The 19,238-nt window shown below is 32.0% G+C and carries 18 protein-coding genes; 8 read left to right on the top strand and 10 right to left on the bottom strand.

The window, feature by feature from the left end; translation table 11 throughout:
• Positions 1 to 83 precede the first annotated feature (83 nt).
• The 3 genes from ACQ0RB_RS10730 to ACQ0RB_RS10740 all read left to right on the top strand — a co-directional run bounded on the left by ACQ0RB_RS10730 (position 84) and on the right by ACQ0RB_RS10740 (position 4,071).
• Positions 84 to 1,628, top strand: a complete 1,545-nt coding sequence (locus ACQ0RB_RS10730; RefSeq protein WP_430498372.1) for a glycogen synthase — start codon at positions 84 to 86, stop codon at positions 1,626 to 1,628.
• A gap of 173 nt (positions 1,629 to 1,801) precedes the next feature.
• Positions 1,802 to 3,088 carry a citrate synthase gene (locus ACQ0RB_RS10735; protein WP_430498374.1) on the top strand — a complete coding sequence of 429 codons (1,287 nt, stop codon included), beginning with the start codon at positions 1,802 to 1,804 and terminating at the stop codon, positions 3,086 to 3,088.
• Positions 3,089 to 3,156: 68 nt separating this feature from the next.
• A complete protein-coding gene (locus ACQ0RB_RS10740; protein WP_343798754.1) occupies positions 3,157 to 4,071 on the top strand; it encodes a dimethylarginine dimethylaminohydrolase family protein in 915 nt (304 codons plus the stop codon).
• A gap of 1 nt (position 4,072) precedes the next feature.
• Here ACQ0RB_RS10740 and ACQ0RB_RS10745 read toward each other — a convergent pair whose 3' ends face one another.
• From ACQ0RB_RS10745 to rsfS, 6 genes are all read right to left on the bottom strand, one after another.
• Positions 4,073 to 4,339, bottom strand: coding sequence for an acyl-CoA-binding protein (locus ACQ0RB_RS10745; RefSeq protein ID WP_129761413.1), 267 nt, complete (start codon positions 4,337 to 4,339; stop codon positions 4,073 to 4,075).
• 1 nt (position 4,340) lies between these two features.
• On the bottom strand, positions 4,341 to 4,991 hold the full coding sequence (locus ACQ0RB_RS10750; RefSeq protein ID WP_131508164.1) for a phosphatidylserine decarboxylase family protein: 651 nt from the start codon (positions 4,989 to 4,991) through the stop codon (positions 4,341 to 4,343).
• Positions 4,981 to 5,802, bottom strand: coding sequence for a phosphatidate cytidylyltransferase (locus ACQ0RB_RS10755; protein ID WP_134199517.1), 822 nt, complete (start codon positions 5,800 to 5,802; stop codon positions 4,981 to 4,983). Before ACQ0RB_RS10755 ends, ACQ0RB_RS10750 begins: the two co-directional genes overlap by 11 nt.
• Entirely contained in the window at positions 5,803 to 6,411 is a 609-nt protein-coding gene (locus ACQ0RB_RS10760) for an LUD domain-containing protein (RefSeq protein ID WP_129761410.1), read from the bottom strand.
• Positions 6,412 to 6,524: 113 nt separating this feature from the next.
• Positions 6,525 to 8,453: an ATP-dependent zinc metalloprotease FtsH gene (gene ftsH, locus ACQ0RB_RS10765; RefSeq protein WP_131508168.1), complete on the bottom strand. Its 1,929-nt coding sequence runs from the start codon at positions 8,451 to 8,453 to the stop codon at positions 6,525 to 6,527.
• A gap of 10 nt (positions 8,454 to 8,463) precedes the next feature.
• Complete coding sequence (gene rsfS / locus ACQ0RB_RS10770; RefSeq protein ID WP_134199521.1) at positions 8,464 to 8,835, bottom strand: ribosome silencing factor; 372 nt, start codon at positions 8,833 to 8,835, stop codon at positions 8,464 to 8,466.
• A gap of 96 nt (positions 8,836 to 8,931) precedes the next feature.
• Between rsfS and ACQ0RB_RS10775 the strand changes: the two genes are divergently transcribed.
• Positions 8,932 to 9,663 (top strand): biotin--[acetyl-CoA-carboxylase] ligase, encoded by a 732-nt coding sequence (locus ACQ0RB_RS10775; RefSeq protein WP_430498379.1) that lies wholly within the window; start codon positions 8,932 to 8,934, stop codon positions 9,661 to 9,663.
• Here the strand turns inward: ACQ0RB_RS10775 and ACQ0RB_RS10780 are convergent.
• Together ACQ0RB_RS10780 and pyrE are read right to left on the bottom strand one after the other, a co-directional pair.
• On the bottom strand, positions 9,660 to 10,055 hold the full coding sequence (locus ACQ0RB_RS10780; RefSeq protein ID WP_129761406.1) for an SRPBCC family protein: 396 nt from the start codon (positions 10,053 to 10,055) through the stop codon (positions 9,660 to 9,662). The two genes, ACQ0RB_RS10775 and ACQ0RB_RS10780, sit on opposite strands and share 4 nt — an antisense overlap.
• Before the next feature lie 27 nt (positions 10,056 to 10,082).
• The gene (gene pyrE, locus ACQ0RB_RS10785; protein ID WP_430498381.1) at positions 10,083 to 10,727 is read right to left on the bottom strand and encodes an orotate phosphoribosyltransferase; all 645 of its coding nucleotides are present in this window, start codon (positions 10,725 to 10,727) and stop codon (positions 10,083 to 10,085) included.
• A gap of 126 nt (positions 10,728 to 10,853) precedes the next feature.
• Between pyrE and ACQ0RB_RS10790 the strand changes: the two genes are divergently transcribed.
• Complete coding sequence (locus tag ACQ0RB_RS10790) at positions 10,854 to 11,435, top strand: NUDIX hydrolase (RefSeq protein ID WP_129761404.1); 582 nt, start codon at positions 10,854 to 10,856, stop codon at positions 11,433 to 11,435.
• On the opposite strand, the gene ACQ0RB_RS10795 is transcribed toward ACQ0RB_RS10790, so the two are convergent.
• Positions 11,432 to 13,171 (bottom strand): M14 family metallopeptidase, encoded by a 1,740-nt coding sequence (locus ACQ0RB_RS10795; protein ID WP_430498383.1) that lies wholly within the window; start codon positions 13,169 to 13,171, stop codon positions 11,432 to 11,434. The two genes, ACQ0RB_RS10790 and ACQ0RB_RS10795, sit on opposite strands and share 4 nt — an antisense overlap.
• 157 nt (positions 13,172 to 13,328) lie before the next feature.
• Between ACQ0RB_RS10795 and ACQ0RB_RS10800 the strand changes: the two genes are divergently transcribed.
• Both ACQ0RB_RS10800 and ctlX read left to right on the top strand, forming a co-directional pair.
• A complete protein-coding gene (locus tag ACQ0RB_RS10800) occupies positions 13,329 to 13,727 on the top strand; it encodes a hypothetical protein (RefSeq protein ID WP_129761402.1) in 399 nt (132 codons plus the stop codon).
• A gap of 81 nt (positions 13,728 to 13,808) precedes the next feature.
• Positions 13,809 to 14,741: a citrulline utilization hydrolase CtlX gene (gene ctlX, locus ACQ0RB_RS10805; protein ID WP_430498386.1), complete on the top strand. Its 933-nt coding sequence runs from the start codon at positions 13,809 to 13,811 to the stop codon at positions 14,739 to 14,741.
• Here the strand turns inward: ctlX and ACQ0RB_RS10810 are convergent, their stop codons facing one another.
• A complete protein-coding gene (locus ACQ0RB_RS10810; protein WP_430498388.1) occupies positions 14,742 to 16,829 on the bottom strand; it encodes a tetratricopeptide repeat-containing sensor histidine kinase in 2,088 nt (695 codons plus the stop codon).
• A 633-nt stretch (positions 16,830 to 17,462) separates the two neighbouring features.
• Here ACQ0RB_RS10810 and argS point away from each other — a divergent pair.
• Positions 17,463 to 19,238, top strand: a complete 1,776-nt coding sequence (gene argS / locus ACQ0RB_RS10815) for an arginine--tRNA ligase (RefSeq protein WP_430498390.1) — start codon at positions 17,463 to 17,465, stop codon at positions 19,236 to 19,238.

Here is a 19,238-nt window from a genome sequence, read left to right on the forward strand (position 1 = left end):
TTAACAACTAATTAATGTGTATTAGTTTTTTAAGTAAATTTATTTTAAGTAATTTATACTTCATTATTAAAACTCAGTACTTAATGTCAAATTTCCTTTTTGTTTCTGCTGAAAACGATGCCATCAAAAAATGTAAAGCTGGTGGTATGGGAGATGTTGTTAGAGACGTTCCTAGGCAAATAGCAGCTTTAGGTGATGGAGTTAGTGTTGTAACACCTGCTTATGGACGATTGCACATAGGGCAAAAAAAGATTAAAGAGGTTGAGTTTTCTTATAGAGGAGAAACAGCCAAAGCAATTATCTATCAAGTAGCTCCAAAGAAAGAAATTGAAAACATTACACATTATGTTGTTCATCATCCTGATATAAAGTCAGGTAATATTGCCCATATTTATTTTAATGACCCAGAACAACCATTTTATACTGATGCTTGTATGTTCTCCTTATTCTGTAGTGCAGTAGCAGAGAGTATAACACAAAATAGTTTTGGGAAATTAGATGTTGTACACTTACACGATTGGCATACTAGTTTACTGTTGTTTTTAAAAGAATATCATCCTTCTTATAAAGTATTGCAAAATATAAGGTTTGTATATTCAATTCATAATTTGGCTATTCAAGGTATTAGACCATTTAAGGATAATTACTCTTCGTTACATACTTTTTATCCTGAGTTAGATATAGATTATGAGAATTTAAAAGATCCAAGATATCAAGATTGTATAAACCTTATGGCTGTAGGAATTAAACTTGCTGATGTTGTGCACACAGTGTCTCCTTCCTATAAAGAAGATATAATGAAGTCTAGCAATTTTCCAGATTTTATAGGTGGAGAAGGTTTAGAAAACTATTTAAAAGAAGCTAATAAAGAAAAACGCCTAGTAGGAATTTTAAACGGTTGTAATTATCAAAACATAAACTTAGTGCAACATGGAGCATTTTATGTTAATGCTATTCAAGCGATTTTTGAGTGGTTGCAAGAACCTGAAAAAGAATATAAAGCTGATTTTTTAATTCATACAGGAGAAAAAATTGTAAAACTTATAAAAGAACCAGCAAAATTTGTTTGTGCTAGTGTTGCGAGATTAACTGAGCAGAAGTTTTTCTTTTTTAAAAATTCACCTGAATTATTAAAATCAATTTTAGAAAAACTAAAAGCAGTAAATGGTATTTATGTAGTACTTGGAACTGGAGCACCAGAGTATGAGCAGCTATTACAAAACATAAGCTATGAATATGACAACTTTGTGTTTTTTAATGGACAGTCCGAAGAGGTTATAGATTCGATTTATACCGAATCTAATCTATACTTAATGCCTAGTCTTTTTGAACCATGTGGAATCAGTCAAATGTTAGCAATGCGAAATGCTCAACCATGTCTAGTACACCATACAGGTGGATTGAAAGATACTGTTGAACATTTAAAAACAGGGTTTTCATTCAACGGAAAAACAATTAATGAAAAGAATGCTAACTTTTTATCGGTATTTTCTCAAGCATTAAAAATCTTTTTTGAAGACAAAAGTCAGTGGGATACTATTTGCCTCAATGCTAAATCACAAAAGTTTACATGGCAATCTTCAGTAAGAGAATATTACAAGAAATTGTATAAAATAAATGTCAAATAATGCTGTAGTTTATGTGCGCTTGTATTTTCAATTATGAGTTACATCCAAGCATCAATTTTCGTAATATCACAATAGATAAATCCTTTATGGAGAAGCTTTAAAAATCCTAAGATATTTCGTATTTTCGTACAATCTTTTTAACAATAAAACTTTAAAAAAATATAAACATAAAAATGTCAGATAAAGCTACATTAGAAATTAACGGTCAAAAACATGAATTTCCTTTAATTACAGGAACCGAAAATGAGGTTGCAATAGATATTAAGGCCTTAAGAAGTGTAACAGGAGGCGTTACTACAATTGATCCAGGTTATAAAAATACAGGATCTTGTGTAAGTGCCATTACATTTCTAGATGGAGAAAAAGGAATATTGAGGTATAGAGGATATTCAATTGAAGAACTAGCTGAAAAAGCAGATTTCCTTGAAGTAGCTTATCTTTTGATTTTTGGAGAATTGCCAACACAAGAGCAATTAGATAAATTTCACTCCGACATAAAAAAGCATTCTGTTGTTGACGACGATATAAAGAAAATTTTAGATGCTTTCCCTAAGTCAGCACATCCAATGGGAGTTTTATCTTCACTTACAAGTGCATTGACAGCATTTAATCCTTCGTCAGTAAATGTAGATTCTGAAGAAGAAATGTACAATGCTATTGTTAGAATTTTAGGTAAGTTCCCAATCTTAGTAGCATGGACAATGCGTAAGAAAATGGGATTACCATTAGATTACGGAAGCTCATCATTAGGCTATGTTGAGAACATTTTACAAATGATGTTCAAAAGACCAGATGAAAACTATGAGCAAAACCCAATTTTAGTAAATGCTTTAGACAAGCTTTTAATTTTACATGCTGATCATGAACAAAACTGTTCAACTTCTACTGTAAGAATTGTAGGTTCTTCACATGCTGGTTTATTTGCTTCTTTATCTGCAGGTATTTCTGCACTTTGGGGACCTTTACATGGTGGAGCAAATCAAGCAGTTTTAGAAATGCTTGAAGCTATCAAAGAAGATGGAGGAGATACTAAAAAATATATGAGTAAAGCAAAAGACAAAGAAGACCCTTTCCGTTTAATGGGATTCGGACACCGTGTATACAAGAATTTTGACCCAAGAGCTAGAATAATCAAAAAAGCAGCCGATGACGTTTTAGGTGATTTAGGTGTTGAAGATCCTATTTTAGATATTGCTAAAGGATTAGAAAAAGAAGCTTTAGAAGATGATTACTTCGTAAAAAGAAAACTATATCCTAACGTAGATTTCTACTCAGGAATTATTTATAGATCAATGAATATTCCTGTTGAAATGTTTACAGTAATGTTTGCACTAGGGCGTTTACCTGGTTGGATTGCTCAATGGAGAGAAATGCGCTTAAATAAAGAGCCAATAGGTCGTCCAAGACAAGTATATACAGGTGAAACATTAAGATCGTTTAAAGGAATTAACGAGCGTTAAGCTTAGGCTTATTACATCATATAAGCTTCATTATTTATTTTAATGAAGCTTTTTTTATAATTTATATTATGCTGAAATTGAATGTTAAAAATGAAACCTCTCGTCTTAGAGCAGTGGTTTTAGGAACAGCTAAAAGTAATGGTCCAACTCCTAAAATAGAGGATGCATACGACCCAAAATCTCTTGAGCACATAAAAGCAGGGACATATCCCTTAGAAGCCGATATGGTTAATGAAATGGAAGCAGTAGCTAAAGTTTTTGAAAAGTATGATGTAAAAGTGTACAGACCTAATATTATTGAGGACTGTAATCAAATTTTTGCCAGAGATATAGCTTTCGTAATTGACGATGTGTTTGTAAAAGCCAATATATTACCAGATCGAGAAGAAGAGCTTGAAGCGATTCAATATGTTATTGACCAAATTGACCCTAAAAAAGTAATTAGACCTCCTGAAGAAGCTCATATTGAAGGAGGAGATGTGATTGTATGGAATGACCATATCTTTATTGGAACTTACCGAGGAGCTGATTATTCTGATTATATAGTGGCTCGTACAAACCAATTAGGTGTAGATTACATTACTGAAAAATTTCCGCATAAAACCATAAAAAGTTTCGACCTTAGAAAATCTCAAGTAAACCCTAGAGACAATGCTTTACATTTAGATTGCTGCTTTCAGCCAATAGGAACAAATAAAGCAATCTTACATAAAGAAGGGTTTTTAGTTGAAGAAGAGTATGAGTGGTTGCTTAATTTCTTTGGAGAAGAAAATTGTTTTGTCATTACAAAAGACGAAATGTATGATATGAACAGTAATATTTTTTCAATATCTGAAGACGTGATTATCTCAGAAAAAAACTTTACAAGATTAAATACTTGGTTAAGAAAAAATGGATTTACTGTTGAAGAAGTGCCTTATGCAGAAATAGCTAAACAAGAAGGTTTACTACGTTGCTCTACAATGCCTTTGATAAGGGATTAACTTATTTTCGGTATAAAAAATAATTGTTTACCAAATCAATATAAATACGTTTAGCTTCATCTGGCGAAACATCTTTAACCTGAAATAATGCATTTGTTTTAAACGCGTTAATTATAGGCTTTCGGCTACTTGGTCTACCATAGTTGTTTGTAGCCTTTTTGTAGTAAGCATAAAGGCGAAGTAAAAAATCAGCCGGAAAAGGTTCGGTATGATTGTTTATACGCTCTACAGCGTCTCTAAACTCTATGTCTAGTTCTTCAGGTGTCATTTTAAATTTCAGCAATAATACTTTCGCCTCCTTTTACAACTTGGTTCAAGGTTACTTTAACGTCTGCATCTAAAGGTAAAAATAAATCTACTCTCGACCCAAATTTTATAAACCCAGCATCAGCACCTTGTATTGCTTTGTCATCAACCTTAGCATAGTTAACAATACGTTTTGCTAGTGCTCCAGCAATTTGTCTATATAGTATTTTTCCAAACGAGTTGTTTTCCACAACAATAGTCGTGCGCTCGTTTTCTTCACTGGCTTTTGGATGCCATGCAACTAAATATTTCCCAGGATGGTATTTGCTGTACAATACATTTCCACTTATAGGATAACGTGTAACATGAACGTTAATTGGCGACATAAAAACAGATACCTGTATGCGCTTGTCGTTAAAATATTCTTTTTCAAAAACTTCTTCAATAACTACAACCTTACCATCAACAGGCGAAACGGCTTGTTTTTCATTTAAAATGGTGTTTCGTTTAGGGTTTCTAAAAAATTGAAGAATTAAAACCAAGAACACTACAAAAAGTAGCATTAGTGAAGTTCTTAGCCAAGGTAGTTGTATAAAATAATCAATGAGCAAAACAGCTCCAACTACTATAACTAGTGAAATAAATATAATTTTATGGCCTTCTTTATGAAACATAAGTTACTATTCTTAAAAATAAATAAATAAAAGGAGCAGCAAATATTATACTATCTAGTCTGTCTAATAAGCCACCATGACCAGGCATGATTACACCACTATCCTTTACTTTAGCTTGTCGTTTAAATTTAGATTCTATCAAATCTCCAAGTGTACCAAAAACACTAACAATAATTGCTAAAATTAACCAATAAGTAGAATCTAACGTATTTGTAAATTTAGCAATAAAATAACTAGCAACACACGAAAAAAACAAACCACCTAAAAATCCTTCAACTGTTTTTTTAGGCGAAATACTAGGAAATAGCTTTTGTTTTCCAAAGTTTTTTCCAACCAAGTACGCAAATGTGTCATTGATCCATATTAGAATAAAAGTACCTAAAAGCAACAATGGTGTAAACTCATGCTTAAAGTTTGCTATTAAAATTAAAAACACAAACGCACTACTTAAATAAAAAGTAGTGATTAGATATCTTTTAGAGCTGAAAAGCGGTATGGTTTTCTCAGAAAATAAATCTTTAATTAAAAACAACTGAACAAAAATTGTAATTACATGAAGTATTTGAATAGCCTCATCAAAACCATGTGTAGTGGTTATAATAGTTGACCAATATCCAAACACAAAATATAAAATCGTGAAGATTATAAACGGATAAAAATCTTTTAAGTTGATAAGTTTTTTAAACTCAGCTAGACAAATAATACCAAACACAAAAAATAATGCAGCCAATGCATGTTGCCAATACAGTGACAAGATTAGTAATGTGATGTATATTGCTCCGGATAATGCTCTGGTAACGGCTTCTTTCATCTATAGGTCTTCTAGAAGAAGCAAATATAGGTTTTTTGAGCTACTTCCATAAGTTAGAAAATCTTTATCCTCAACAGTTTTAAAATGCTTTATCGTAGTAATGTTAGTTGGGATTTTTTCTCTGTTTTTACCTTTAATACCTCTAAGTCCTTCACCTATATTTTCAACAAACTGACTTGTTGTTGCATATATTATAAAATTGGTAGGCAGCTCTTTTAGTTTTTTCTCAGCAATTTGATTTGAAGAAATTAATAGCGAACCATCATCTGAAATAAGGTATTCACAAGTGGATAAAAAATACGTGCTTTCTGAAACTTTTTTAGTTGGATTTAAATGAAAATCTTTAAATAATTCAGAAAGTCTATCATCAAAGAGTAAAGCGTTTTTGTCTTCCCATTCATTTTCACTAAGAATTTGCGATAAATTATCCTTGACTTCGTTTAAATTTTCGCAATACAAAAACTTTCCGCCATTGGCTTTAAAATTTATGGTAAATCTCTCGTCAGCGGGCAATTTAATTTCAGGCATATATTTGCCTCTCTCTTCGCTTTTTATGTTATCTTCTTCACTATCAGATTTTAGACCGAAGATTTTACGAAATAGACTCATGTATGGGTTGCTATTACCTAGGTTTTAATTTGCGTATTATTTCAAATATAAAAAAACTTAAATTAACACGTGATTAATTTAAGCTTTTTATAATAATATTATGTTTTTGGCTTTTATTCTTCTTCGTCTTTTCCAAAAGGACGCTTACCAAAAATCTTCTCTAAATTATCCTTAAAAATAACTTCTTTTTCCAATAAAACTTCTGCAAGTTCAGTAAGCTTATCTTTGTTTTCTTCAAGAAGTGCTACAGCTCTTTGGTACTGTGTTTCGATAATATTAGAAATTTCTTTATCAATCAACTCAGCAGTTTCTTCGCTATAAGGTTTTGTGAACCCATACTCAGACTGACCTGAAGAGTCGTAGTAGGTTAAGTTTCCTACTTTATCACTCAATCCATAGATTGTAACCATGGCACGAGCTTGTTTGGTTACTTTTTCTAAGTCACTTAAAGCACCAGTTGATATTTTATTGAAAATAACTTTTTCAGCAGCTCTACCACCTAATGCAGCACACATTTCGTCTAACATTTGCTCTGGTCTAACAATTAAGCGTTCTTCTGGTAAATACCAAGCAGCTCCTAACGATTGTCCACGAGGAACAATAGTTACTTTTACTAAAGGAGCAGCGTGCTCTAGCATCCAGCTTACAGTTGCGTGTCCTGCTTCGTGGAAAGCAATAGCACGTTTTTCTTCTGGTGTAATGATTTTGTTCTTCTTCTCTAATCCACCAACAATTCTATCAACAGCATCAAGGAAATCTTGTTTTGTTACTGCTTTTTTACCTTGTCTAGCAGCAATAAGTGCAGCTTCATTACATACATTGGCAATATCAGCACCAGAGAAACCTGGTGTTTGTTTTGAAAGAAAATCGATATCTAAATCTTCTGCTTTTTTGATAGGTCTTAGGTGAACTTCAAAAATCTCTTTACGTTCTCTTACATCTGGTAAGTCAACAAAAATTTGACGATCAAAACGTCCAGCACGCATAAGAGCTTTATCTAATACGTCGGCTCTGTTTGTAGCAGCTAATACAATAACATTGGTGTTAGTGCCAAAACCATCCATTTCAGTTAATAATTGGTTTAAGGTATTTTCACGTTCGTCATTAGATCCTGAAAAATTGTTTTTTCCTCTAGCTCTACCAATTGCATCAATTTCGTCAATAAATATAATTGAAGGCGATTTTTCTTTTGCTTGTTTAAATAAATCTCGTACTCTCGATGCTCCAACACCTACAAACATTTCTACAAAGTCAGAACCAGATAGTGAAAAGAAAGGTACTTGTGCTTCACCAGCAACAGCTTTTGCTAATAAGGTTTTTCCTGTTCCAGGTTGTCCTACCAGTAAAGCTCCTTTAGGTATTTTTCCACCAAGTGAAGTGTATTTTTCAGGGTTTTTAAGGAAGTCTACAATTTCTTGAACCTCTTCTTTTGCACCTTCTAAACCTGCTACATCTTTGAATGAAGTTTTAATGTCAGTCTTTTCATCAAAAAGTTTTGCTTTAGATTTTCCGATGTTAAAAATTTGTCCTCCAGCGCCTCCACCAGCACCTGATGACATACGTCTCATTATAAAAATCCAAACACCTATGATTAGGATAAACGGTAATAAGGAGATTAAAAAGTTACCCCAAAGATTTTCTTCGGTTTTATACTTTAGCTCAGTATTTAAGTTGTTATCCTCAAGGGTTTTGTTGATGTCTTTTTCAAAGTTTTGCAAATCACCAAACTCAAACGAATAGTTTGGAGCAGGAGTCATTGCAGGGAAAATACTACTAGGTTTAGTCTTTTTATGTATTTCTTTATTTTGTGCTTCTTCGGTAAGATAAACTTTTGCTTCTCTTCGGTTTATGATTTCAATTTTTGAAACATCACCATTTTTTAAATATTCTAAAAATTGAGAAGGAGTTGTGGTCGCCACATTTTGCGATCCAAATCCACCTGAAAATAACTGAAAAGCGATAATAGCAAAAATTGCTATTCCATAAATCCAATACGGATTAAGCTTTGGTTTCTTATTTGTATTTTTATTTTCGTTTGCCATTAATTCTTTTTTAGTAACTAGTTTCTATAACAGTTGTTTTTGCATCTCCCCAAAGACTTTCAATGTCGTAATACTGTCTAATGTGTTTTTGAAAAACATGTACAACAATATTAACATAATCTATCAAAACCCATTCAGCATTTTCAACACCTTCAACATGCCAAGGACTGTCTTTAAGTTCTTTGCTAACCTTTTTTTGAATTGAATTTACTATGGCGTTTACTTGCGTATTTGAAGTACCTTCGCAAACAATAAAATAATCACAAACTGTGTTTTCAATTTCTCTTAAATCAAGGATTGTTATTTCTTTCCCTTTTACATCTTCAATACCAGCTAATATGGTAGTTATTAATTGGTCGACATTACTATTTTTTTTCGCCATTAAATTGATTTAGTTTTGTGCAAAGTTATTATTTTTTTAGTTCTTTTGAACTTTAATTCTTCTTAAGAAAATTATAAATTAACATTTGCTGCTTTTATGCATATAATCAAACTTAATGCCATTGACTCAACTAATACTTATTTAAGACAATTAAGTGCTAGTAAGGCTATTGAGGATTTTACGGTTGTTGTTGCTAAACATCAAACAAAAGGCAGAGGACAAATGGGAACCCAATGGAACGTTCAGGATGCTAAAAATCTTACTATGAGTGTGTTTAAAGACATTACAGGTGTTGATGTAGAACGTAATTTTTATATTAGTATAGCTGTGTCTTTAGCGGTTTTTGAAGCTTTAAAAAGCCTTAACGTTGAAAAACTAAGCATTAAATGGCCTAACGACATTTTGTCAGAAAATAAAAAAATAGCTGGAATTTTAATTGAAAATGTCATAAAGCAAAATAGATTACAAGCTTCTATTATAGGCATTGGGATTAACGTTAACCAAACAGAATTTGAAAATTTACCTAAAGCTTCGTCTTTACAATTAATGTCTGGACGCTTTTTTGAATTGGATGAGATAATGATTACTGTATTACAGAAGCTTGAATATTTTTTCGAATTACTACAGAAGAATAGCTTTTCTACACTTAAATCTCAGTATGAAGAGCATCTCTTTAGAAAAAATAAACCTTCCACATTTAAAGATATGGAAGGTAATATGTTTTCAGGTTATATAAAAGGTGTGTCAAATTCTGGTAATCTTCAAGTGTTGCTTGAAGATGAAATCATTAAAGAATTTGATTTAAAAGAAATAACTCTGTTGTACTAAACAGCAGTAGTCATGTTTGTTGCTAGAGTTTCAATAAACTTACTAATTGGGCCTTTAATCATCATAGCCATCATAGCATTAAACTCTCCTTCAAAAGTTAATTGAACTTCACTAGTATTAGCATCTACTTCAGTGATGTTTCCTGTAAGTGAAAAGTCTAGTTTTCCACCAGCAGCACCAAGTACAATTTTATTAGGAGGTGTAGCTTCTTTTTTCTTAAGCACTATTTCAGGCATTCCTTTTAAAGCGAACAAAAATTTGTCGTTTTCTAAAACTTCAAATTTGCTGATGTTTTCAGGCATTAAAGCTTCAAAATTTTTCACATCAGATAAAAAATCAAAAGTCTCTTGAGCTGATTTGTTAAGGGTTACCTTTGGCGATTCTAAATTCATGTATATAAGTCTTTTTCTAAAGGTGTATCAATTAGCGTTCCATTCGCTTGGGTTAGCGTTCCATTGTGCCAAAAGGTCCTGTTGTTTTTTAGTGATATAGTTAGTTTCTAGTGCTTGGTCTAATAAGCTTTCATAGTTACTTAAAGTATGTAAAGTAAGGTCTTCAGCTTCAAAACTGTCTTTAGAAACATTGAAACCGTAAGTAAAAATGGCAATCATTCCTTTTACATTGGCACCAGCTTCTTTAAGAGCAGCTACAGCATTTAAACTACTTTTTCCAGTACTTATTAAGTCTTCAACAACTACCACATTTTGTCCATGTCCTAGATGACCTTCAATTTGGTTTTTGCGACCATGCGATTTTGCTTCAGGTCTTACATAAACAAACGGAAGTCCTAAATACTCAGCAACTAAAATCCCAATACCAATAGCTCCTGTAGCAACACCAGCAATAACATCAGGCTTGCCATATTGCTTTTCAATTTGCTTAGCCATGGTTTCTCTAATGTAGTTGCGAATTTGCGGATAAGATAACACAATTCTGTTATCACAATATATTGGCGATTTCCAGCCAGAAGCCCAAGTAAAAGGCTCTTCAGGGCTAAGTTTTATCGCATTTACTTGCAATAAAACTTCAGCAGTTTTTTTAGCGGTATGTTTGTTAAAAATCATAGCGCAAAACTACACAATTTTGTTAAATTTAAATTTCAAAACTTAAAATAAAATTAATTTTTGAAAATGGTAATATGTGCTTAAAAGTTATATTTTTACCATTGAAAACCTATTTGCCTAAATATTATGTATAAAGTTTTTGTAGGTGACAAACCAATTATATTAACGACTATTGTTAGTGAAGAAACTAACTTTAAAAACTATTTATTAGATACAGTTAATATTGGTAAAGTTATAAAAGAACTTAATTCTACCAGTTTGGAAGAGGTGAGATTAATACACAAAAACCCTGATAAACTCCTTAAAAAATTTTTAAAGAAATTACCAAATGTAGTTGCAGGAGGTGGTAAGGTTATTAATGAAAAAGGAGAAACACTGTTTATCTACCGAAATAAAAAATGGGACTTACCAAAAGGAAAAGCTGAAGCTAAAGAATCGATAGAAGAAACCTCAATTAGAGAAGTGGAAGAGGAGACAGGTGTTAAAGGTCTTGAAATTGTAAAACCGCTTGATACTACCTATCACATTTTTAAGCGAAATGGTAAGCACAAAATAAAAGTAACTTACTGGTTTGAGATGAAAACAACTTACTCAGGTAAACTTGAACCAGAAGAGAAAGAAGGTATTACCAAGGTAGAATGGCTCAACGAAACGCAACGTCAAGAAGCTATGACAAACTCTTATGCTAATATTAAAATTTTGGTTTAGTGCAATCTGTACACAGGATATTGTAGGTGAGCTTTTTCGTAATAGTCACTTTGTTTGTGTAGCCAATCTAATTGCGCATACCAGTTATTGTTAAAATTAGTATCTGTTTGTTTTTTCTGTTCAAATTCTGTTTTTAAATCAGGGTTTTTATCTAATAATTCTTTAGCAATATCTTCCCATACATAAGGTGAAAAACCTTCTTTTTGTTGCAGAATTGTATCAAAAAAGTTCCAGTTAAAGAATGAATCAGGAGCTTCAGGTTCTAAAGTTTCCATTAAATACCTGAACGCATTTTGATGTGTGTTAATAATATAATCGCCTTTCAAAAATGTTACCTCTTTTTCTGTTTTAACAACTTTTGTATTGTAATGCTGATAATGGCCTTCATAAGGCATTTTTCTACTCTCATAACTTTCAATCTCATAGGATTCTACTGTTATTGTAGTGTCCTTTTCAAACTTGCGCATTTCTACTTGATTAAGTTTTAAAAGTTCAATTACTTTCCACCAACCTTGTGGAATAATGTAAGCACTAGGTATAGTTACTTCAATGCTTGGTTCAAAATAGTTGTTGTAAACCACATCTTTTGTAAATGGTTTTGTGCGATCGTATTTTAAACGTTGCGCTCCAGTAACTTCACTAGGTATTCTATTGCCTTCATATCCTTTAAAACTTAATGTAGAGGTTTTGCTAGTATCGATTTTCCAATCTAGCGTATAGGTCTCAGCATAATCACGAATATGTTCTTCTGTGCTTATTTGTTTCCATTGTATTTTTTGATAGTCTTCTTCAATAATATCAATCATACTTTTCATAAGTTCATAAGTGCCTTCAACACGTTGTTTGTAGGGTTTTAGCATGTGAGTTTCAACCATCATACCTAAAGTGTTAAATAGTGTTGTGTAACCAGTAGAGTATCTTGGGAAGTCCATAAACTGATTAAAACCAGTCTCTGGAGTTCTGTTAAACACATTGACATAAGGTGTAATATCCCAATTTTTTGCGGCTAGTTTTTCTTCTAGTTTAGGCATCATTTCGGTATGGATATAATTGCCTAAATCGCCTCCTAATTTATTGTGTTGTGTGAATAAATGAGTGAGCGTATATTGGTAGTCTGCACCATTGCTTACATGATTATCAATAAATACATCAGGGTTTACTAAATGATAAATCTCAGTAAAAGCACGTGCGTTTTTGGTGTCACATTTTATAAAATCTCTGTTGAGGTCATAGTTTTGAGCATTTCCTCTAAAACCATACGATACAGGTCCATTCTGGTTTGTTCTTGTTGTAGAATTTCTATTTAAGCTACCTCCAATGTTATATATTGGTATGGTTGCTAAAACAGTGTGTTTAGGCATTTCAATAGTGCCTTGAGCAATATCTCTGTAAAGCAGCATTGTGGCATCTATACCATCGCTTTCACCAGGATGAATGCCATTATTGATAAGAAGTATGCGCTTATTGTTGGCTCTTATTTGCGAAAAATCAAAAACTTTGTCAGGGTTTAATGTTACAAGATGAAGTGGTTTGCCAGAATCTGTCTTACCAATTGAGTCTATCGAAATTTCAGGATAAGCTTGGGCTAAGTTTTTATAATACATTATGGTTTCTTCATAAGTGGCAGTTTCCTTGCCTTCACTTTTTTCAAAAACAGTAGTGAAATCATAAGTTTTTTTGGGGTTGTTTTGGGAGCAAGAACACAGTATTATAAAAAGTAGCGCAAATTTTTTCATGTGTATGATTTTTGATATTTCAAACTTACTTAAAATAGTAATTGATTTTAAGATTGTTATCGTTTTATGTTAGAATATCGTGTATTTATTTTGTCAAAACCTTAGCAAAATCAAGGATTTTTTTTATTTTTAACTATCCCTTATTAACTAAAATAATATGCAAGAAAGAGAGCTTTCTCACAAATTGTCATTTGGCACTATTATTATTCTCAATGAGCATTTAGCTGAGGTAATTATTGACGAAGGTGTTGAAATGGACAAAAAACTAATGGAAGAATATCATAATTTTTTACTCGAAAATTTAACGCCTCCATTTTCGCTTTTAGTAAACAAACTTCATTCTTACTCTTATACTTTTGATGTTCAACGTAAGATTTCAAAATTGAAAGAAGTTTTTGCTGTAGCAGTTGTTGTGAACTCAATTGGTAGTAAAATGGCTACTAAAACAATATTGAGTTTGAATAATGATGAAAACTGGACAATGAAAATGTTTTATCTAAGAGAAGAAGCTTTGATATGGCTTAATGAAGAGAAAAATAAAAGAATTTCAATGTAAATTTTAACACATACTTCATTGATGTCTTTAGAGAAAAATACATTTTAAAATAGTAATTTTGCAGCAGAATTTTTACCAATAATGCAACAGATTACGAATACTATTTTAATGATTCGTCCTATAAACTTTAGGATGAACGAACAGACAGCTGTCAACAATTATTTTCAAGAAACTATAGATGTTAAAAACGCTGAGATTAATGCCAAAGCTCAAGAAGAGTTTGACGCTTTTGTTGCAAAGTTAAGGCAAGTTGGCATTAATGTAATTGTTGAGCAAGATGATGTGTTAGCAGATACTCCAGACTCAATTTTTCCTAATAACTGGGTGAGTTTTCATGAAAATGGTGATGTTGCAATTTATCCAATGTTTGCAGAAAACAGAAGAAAAGAAAGACGCGAAGAGATATTTGTTAGGCTTGAAAACGAAGGTTTCAAAATTGAAAATATTATTGACTATACAAGTGCAGAAGATGAAGGCATTTTTCTTGAAGGAACAGGAAGTTTATTGTTAGATAGAGCTAATGGTAAAGCTTATTGCGCGTTGTCACCTAGAGCAGACGAAGAGTTGTTTATTGAGTTTTGTGAAGATTTTGACTATTTTCCTGTAGTATTTACCGCTAACCAAACTGTAGGTGGTAAGCGATTACCAATTTACCATACTAATGTAATGATGTGTTTAGCTGAAAACTTTGCTGTGATTTGCTTGGATACTATTGATGATAAAAAAGAACGCAAAAATGTTATTCAGCATCTAAAATCGGATGGTAAAGAAATTATAGAAATTACTGAGTCTCAAATGCATCAGTTTGCTGGTAACATGCTTCAATTAAAAGGAGCAAACAATACACCTTATTTAATAATGAGTAAAGCTGCTCATGATAGTTTAACAGCATCACAAATTTCAAAAATAGAAAAGCATTGTGAGATAATTTCTAGCTCTTTAGAAACTATAGAAACTTGTGGAGGCGGAAGTGCTCGTTGTATGATGGCTGAGGTGTTTTTACCTAGAGCTTAATTATTCTGCTGATTTTACTTTTGGAAGCTCAACGTAGAATTTAGTTCCCACATTTTGAACACTTTCAACCCAAATTCTACCATCATTAAGTTCAACTAGTTCTTTGCAAATAGTTAATCCTAATCCTGTACCTTTTTCGTTTTTAGTACCTATTGTAGTAAAAGTATTGTTATTTTTAAATAGCTTGTTTAAGTTTTCTGGAGAAATACCAACTCCAGTATCTTCTACGCATATCAAGGACTTACCATTTTGGTCTCTGTTTGAAACAGTTATAGCATCACCAATTCTACTAAACTTAACAGCATTTGTAAGTAGATTTTGGATTACAATTTCTATCATGCTCTTATCAGCATAAACAAAATCTCTTTGTGACTCGTCAATTAAAACAATTCGTTTTTGTTCAACCTTTTGTTCTATTAATCCCATTTTATTGTGGAATACATCTTGGATGTTGAATAACTCAGGGTTAGACTCTAAGTTTTGCATTTGGGATTTAGACCAGTTCAATAGGTTAAAAAGTAATAAAGAAGCATTGTCAGCATTCTCACTTAACTCAGGGATAAGCTCATAAAACTCTTCTTTGGTAAGACTGTCTTCGCGAAGCAAATCAATAAATCCTTTAATGGACGAAATCGAATCTTTTAAATCGTGAGATACTATAGAAAACAAACGATCTTTTACCTTGTTAACCTCTTCTAAATGGTGTGTTTGCTCTAATATAGCTTCGTTTTGTAACTGTATCTGTTTGTTTTTTTCTTCAAGTTCTCTAGCGTACTCTAAACGTTTTCTATGCTTTAGGTGAGAAATAACTAAAACAAGTAAGGATACTAAAACAGCAAAAGCTAAGACGTAACTTAGCAGTTTTAATCGTTTAATAGATTTTTCATTCTCTTTATTTATTGCTTCATTTTCAATACTCACCTCGTTAGTAAACACTTCGTCAATATTGGTTTCAGCAATAGGAGTAGTAATTACAGGTATTTTAGGTTGACTCTCTTTATCAAGTTCAGTTTTTAAGTCATAATATTTTCCTTGCCAGAAAAATGCGTTTTGATATTGCTTTTGTATGGAGTCTAGCTCTTTGTGAAGTTTGTAGTTTTTTAAAAGCTCATGTTTGTTAACTCCATTTTTTGCAATACTGTAGGCTTCGTCTAATTGTGCTTGGGCAAGTTTTAACTTATTTTGTTTTAAATTGAGATGACCTATAGAGTTTAATGACCTAATTAGACCATCTTCATTTTGTGTGTTTCTGTTGTATTTTAATCCTTCAAGTAAATACTCTGCAGCTTTTTCATATTCTCTAAACTGTAAATATTCTTCACCAATTCGAGGTAAAATCTCGCCTCTTAAGTCATTATCATTTTCAGTATCTAAAAGATTTAAAACTTTCTCAAAATACTCAATGGCTTTTCTATGTTCTTTTCTTTCAGAATAAAGTAAAGCAATGTTTTTGGTTGAGTTTTTAATTCCAGCATTGTCTTGTAGTTGGGTTCTAACGTTTAATGCTTTAAAATTAAACTCAAGCGCTTTATCTATTTGGTTTGTATTGTAGTAAGCTTCGGCTAAACTATTGTAGGCTAAACTAAGTTCTTCTCTCAAGTTCATGCGTTCAAAAACCTGAATAGCTAATAAAGCATTTTCAAGACCTTCAGCATAGTTTCCACGTTTAATTTCAATAAGACCAATACCATTACTAACTCTGGCATAACCTAGTGTGTCGTCAAGTTCTTTAAATAGTCTCTTGGACTTATTGTAACTATCAATTGCGTTGTAGTAATCATTTTTTGTTGAATAAATAAGGGCTTTAAAATATTTGGCTTCGGCAATTGCTCTTTTATATTTTAAAGTTTCAGATAACCTTTCAGTTTGGTCAATAAACAATAACGCTTTTTTGTAGTCTTTTACAGTGTATAGCTTTTCAATTAATAAAAGGGAAGTTTCAACCTTTGCAGAATCCTGAGGTTGGTAAGCTAATTGAATAGTTAGGTGTTCAATCTCTGATTGAATAAAAAGACTATCCTTCTCTATTTTTTGAGCAAAAGTAGAGAGCACAGAAAAAAAAGCAGCTAAAGTTATTAACTGTTTCATCTTCTACAATTAGTGTTATAAATTGCAATGCTGCTTTGACGCCAACTTGCCTTGAGGGATAGGAAAAGTAAAAACACAAAACACAATAACAATCCTGTTAAAGGTTGAAAAATAGGTATCATCAACGATTGGGACTTTGATTAATAGCTTTCCAAAAATCTTTAAAAGGGTTATAAAAAGCTAATTTCTAGGTTTTACTACCAAAAAATTAGATAAAAGGAATATTATTTAATTTTAAAAATTTTCCTACTCGATGAACGGTAAAAAATCATAGAAAAACTACACTTTTATCGACGAAATGCACGTTAATTAAAGTTATTAACAAATTTTTATTTAAAATATTGATTGTCAGAATTTTAGTATTAAAAATGAATTTTGAAGTAATTTGATAACGCTACGCTATAACTTCACAAAACTTAATTAAATTACCATTCTTAATTTAAGATTGTTATTTTTTCAAATAAGAGTATATTTTAAAAAGCAGACTTCAATGGCAAATTGTCAATCGCTCTTTTTACATTCCATATAAATTTAGATTTCGGTATTGTGCTTTAAGATTAAGTATTTAAGCGGCATTGGGTCTTAAAATTTTAATAAAAATGCTATCTTTGCACACTTAAAAATTAACTACAAATGAGTCTTCAAGATATATTGACAAAGCACGTACAAGAAGCTATAACTTCATTGTATAACGCTAATTTAGAATCGGTTGAATTCCAAGCTACTCGTAAGGAATTTGCTGGAGATATAACAATTGTTGTTTTTCCTATGTTGCGTGTTGTAAAAGGTAATCCTGTGCAAATAGGAGAAGCTGTAGGTCAATATCTTGTTGAAAAGGTTGATGAGGTAAAAGCATTTAATGTAGTTAAAGGTTTTTTGAATGTTGAAATTAATGATGCTTACTACCTTAACTTCTTTAACGAAATTTCTAATCAAGCCACTTATGGATTGGTAACACCAAAAGAAGGCGACAATGCAATAATGGTAGAGTATTCTTCACCAAATACCAATAAACCATTACACCTTGGTCATATTAGAAATAACTTGTTAGGATATAGCGTTGCCGAAATTTTAAAAGCATCTGGAAAAAAGGTATACAAGACTCAAATTATAAACGATAGAGGTATTCATATTTGTAAAAGTATGTTGGCTTGGAAACGTTACGGTAATAATGAAACTCCTGAAAGCACAGGCTTAAAAGGCGATAAGCTGGTAGGTAATTATTATGTGAAGTTTGACCAAGAGTATAAAAACGAAATTCAGCAATTAGTAGAAGAAGGAAAGACTGAAGAAGATGCAAAAAAACAAGCTCCTATTTTGGTAGAAGCTCAGCAAATGCTTCAAAAATGGGAATCTGGAGATCCTGAAACAGTTGCGCTTTGGGAAAAAATGAACGGTTGGGTTTATGAGGGATTTGATGTTACGTATAAAAACTTGGGTGTTGATTTTGACAAACTGTATTATGAAAGTCAAACCTATTTATTAGGTAAAGAATTTGTTGCCGAAGGATTGAAAACAGGAGTTTTCTTTAAAAAAGAAGATGGCTCAGTGTGGTGCGACCTTACCGATGAAGGACTCGATGAAAAAATCGTGCTTCGTAGTGATGGTACAGCAGTATATATGACACAAGACATTGGTACAGCTATTCAACGTATTAAAGATTTTCCTGATGTTGGCGGAATGGTTTACACTGTAGGTAACGAGCAAGATTATCATTTTAAAGTACTGTTTTTAATCCTCAAAAAATTAGGTTTTGATTGGGCTAAAAACTTATACCATTTAAGCTATGGTATGGTCGATTTGCCTTCAGGAAAAATGAAAAGTAGAGAAGGTACTGTTGTAGATGCTGACGACTTAGTAGAAGACATGGCCAAAACTGCCGAAGAGATTTCAGAAGAACTTGGTAAGTTAGACGGTTATACTCAAGAAGAGAAACAAGAACTATACAAAACCATTGGTCTTGGTGCTTTAAAATATTACATCCTTAAAGTAGATCCAAAAAAGCGAATTCTTTTCGATCCTAAAGAATCTATCGATTTTCAAGGAAATACAGGACCATTTATTCAATATACTTATGCAAGAATTCAGTCTATTTTAAGAAAGTCTGATGTGGATACGTCTGCAAAAGTTACAGTTGATTTACATGAAAAGGAAAAAGAATTGCTAAAGCAAATTCAACTGTTTCCTGAAGTGGTTCAAAACGCAGCAGAACAACACAGTCCTGCATTAATTGCTAACTATACTTACGATTTAGTGAAAGAGTTCAATTCATTTTATCAAAATGTATCTATACTTGGTGCTGATAATGACAACGAAAAACAGTTTAGAGTACAGTTATCTAAGGTAGTTGGTAACACCATTAAAAATGCGTTTGGGTTATTAGGAATTAATGTTCCTGAACGTATGTAA

The organism is Gaetbulibacter sp. PBL-D1 (assembly GCF_050509525.1).
Taxonomy (GTDB): Bacteria; Bacteroidota; Bacteroidia; order Flavobacteriales; family Flavobacteriaceae; genus Gaetbulibacter_B; species Gaetbulibacter_B jejuensis.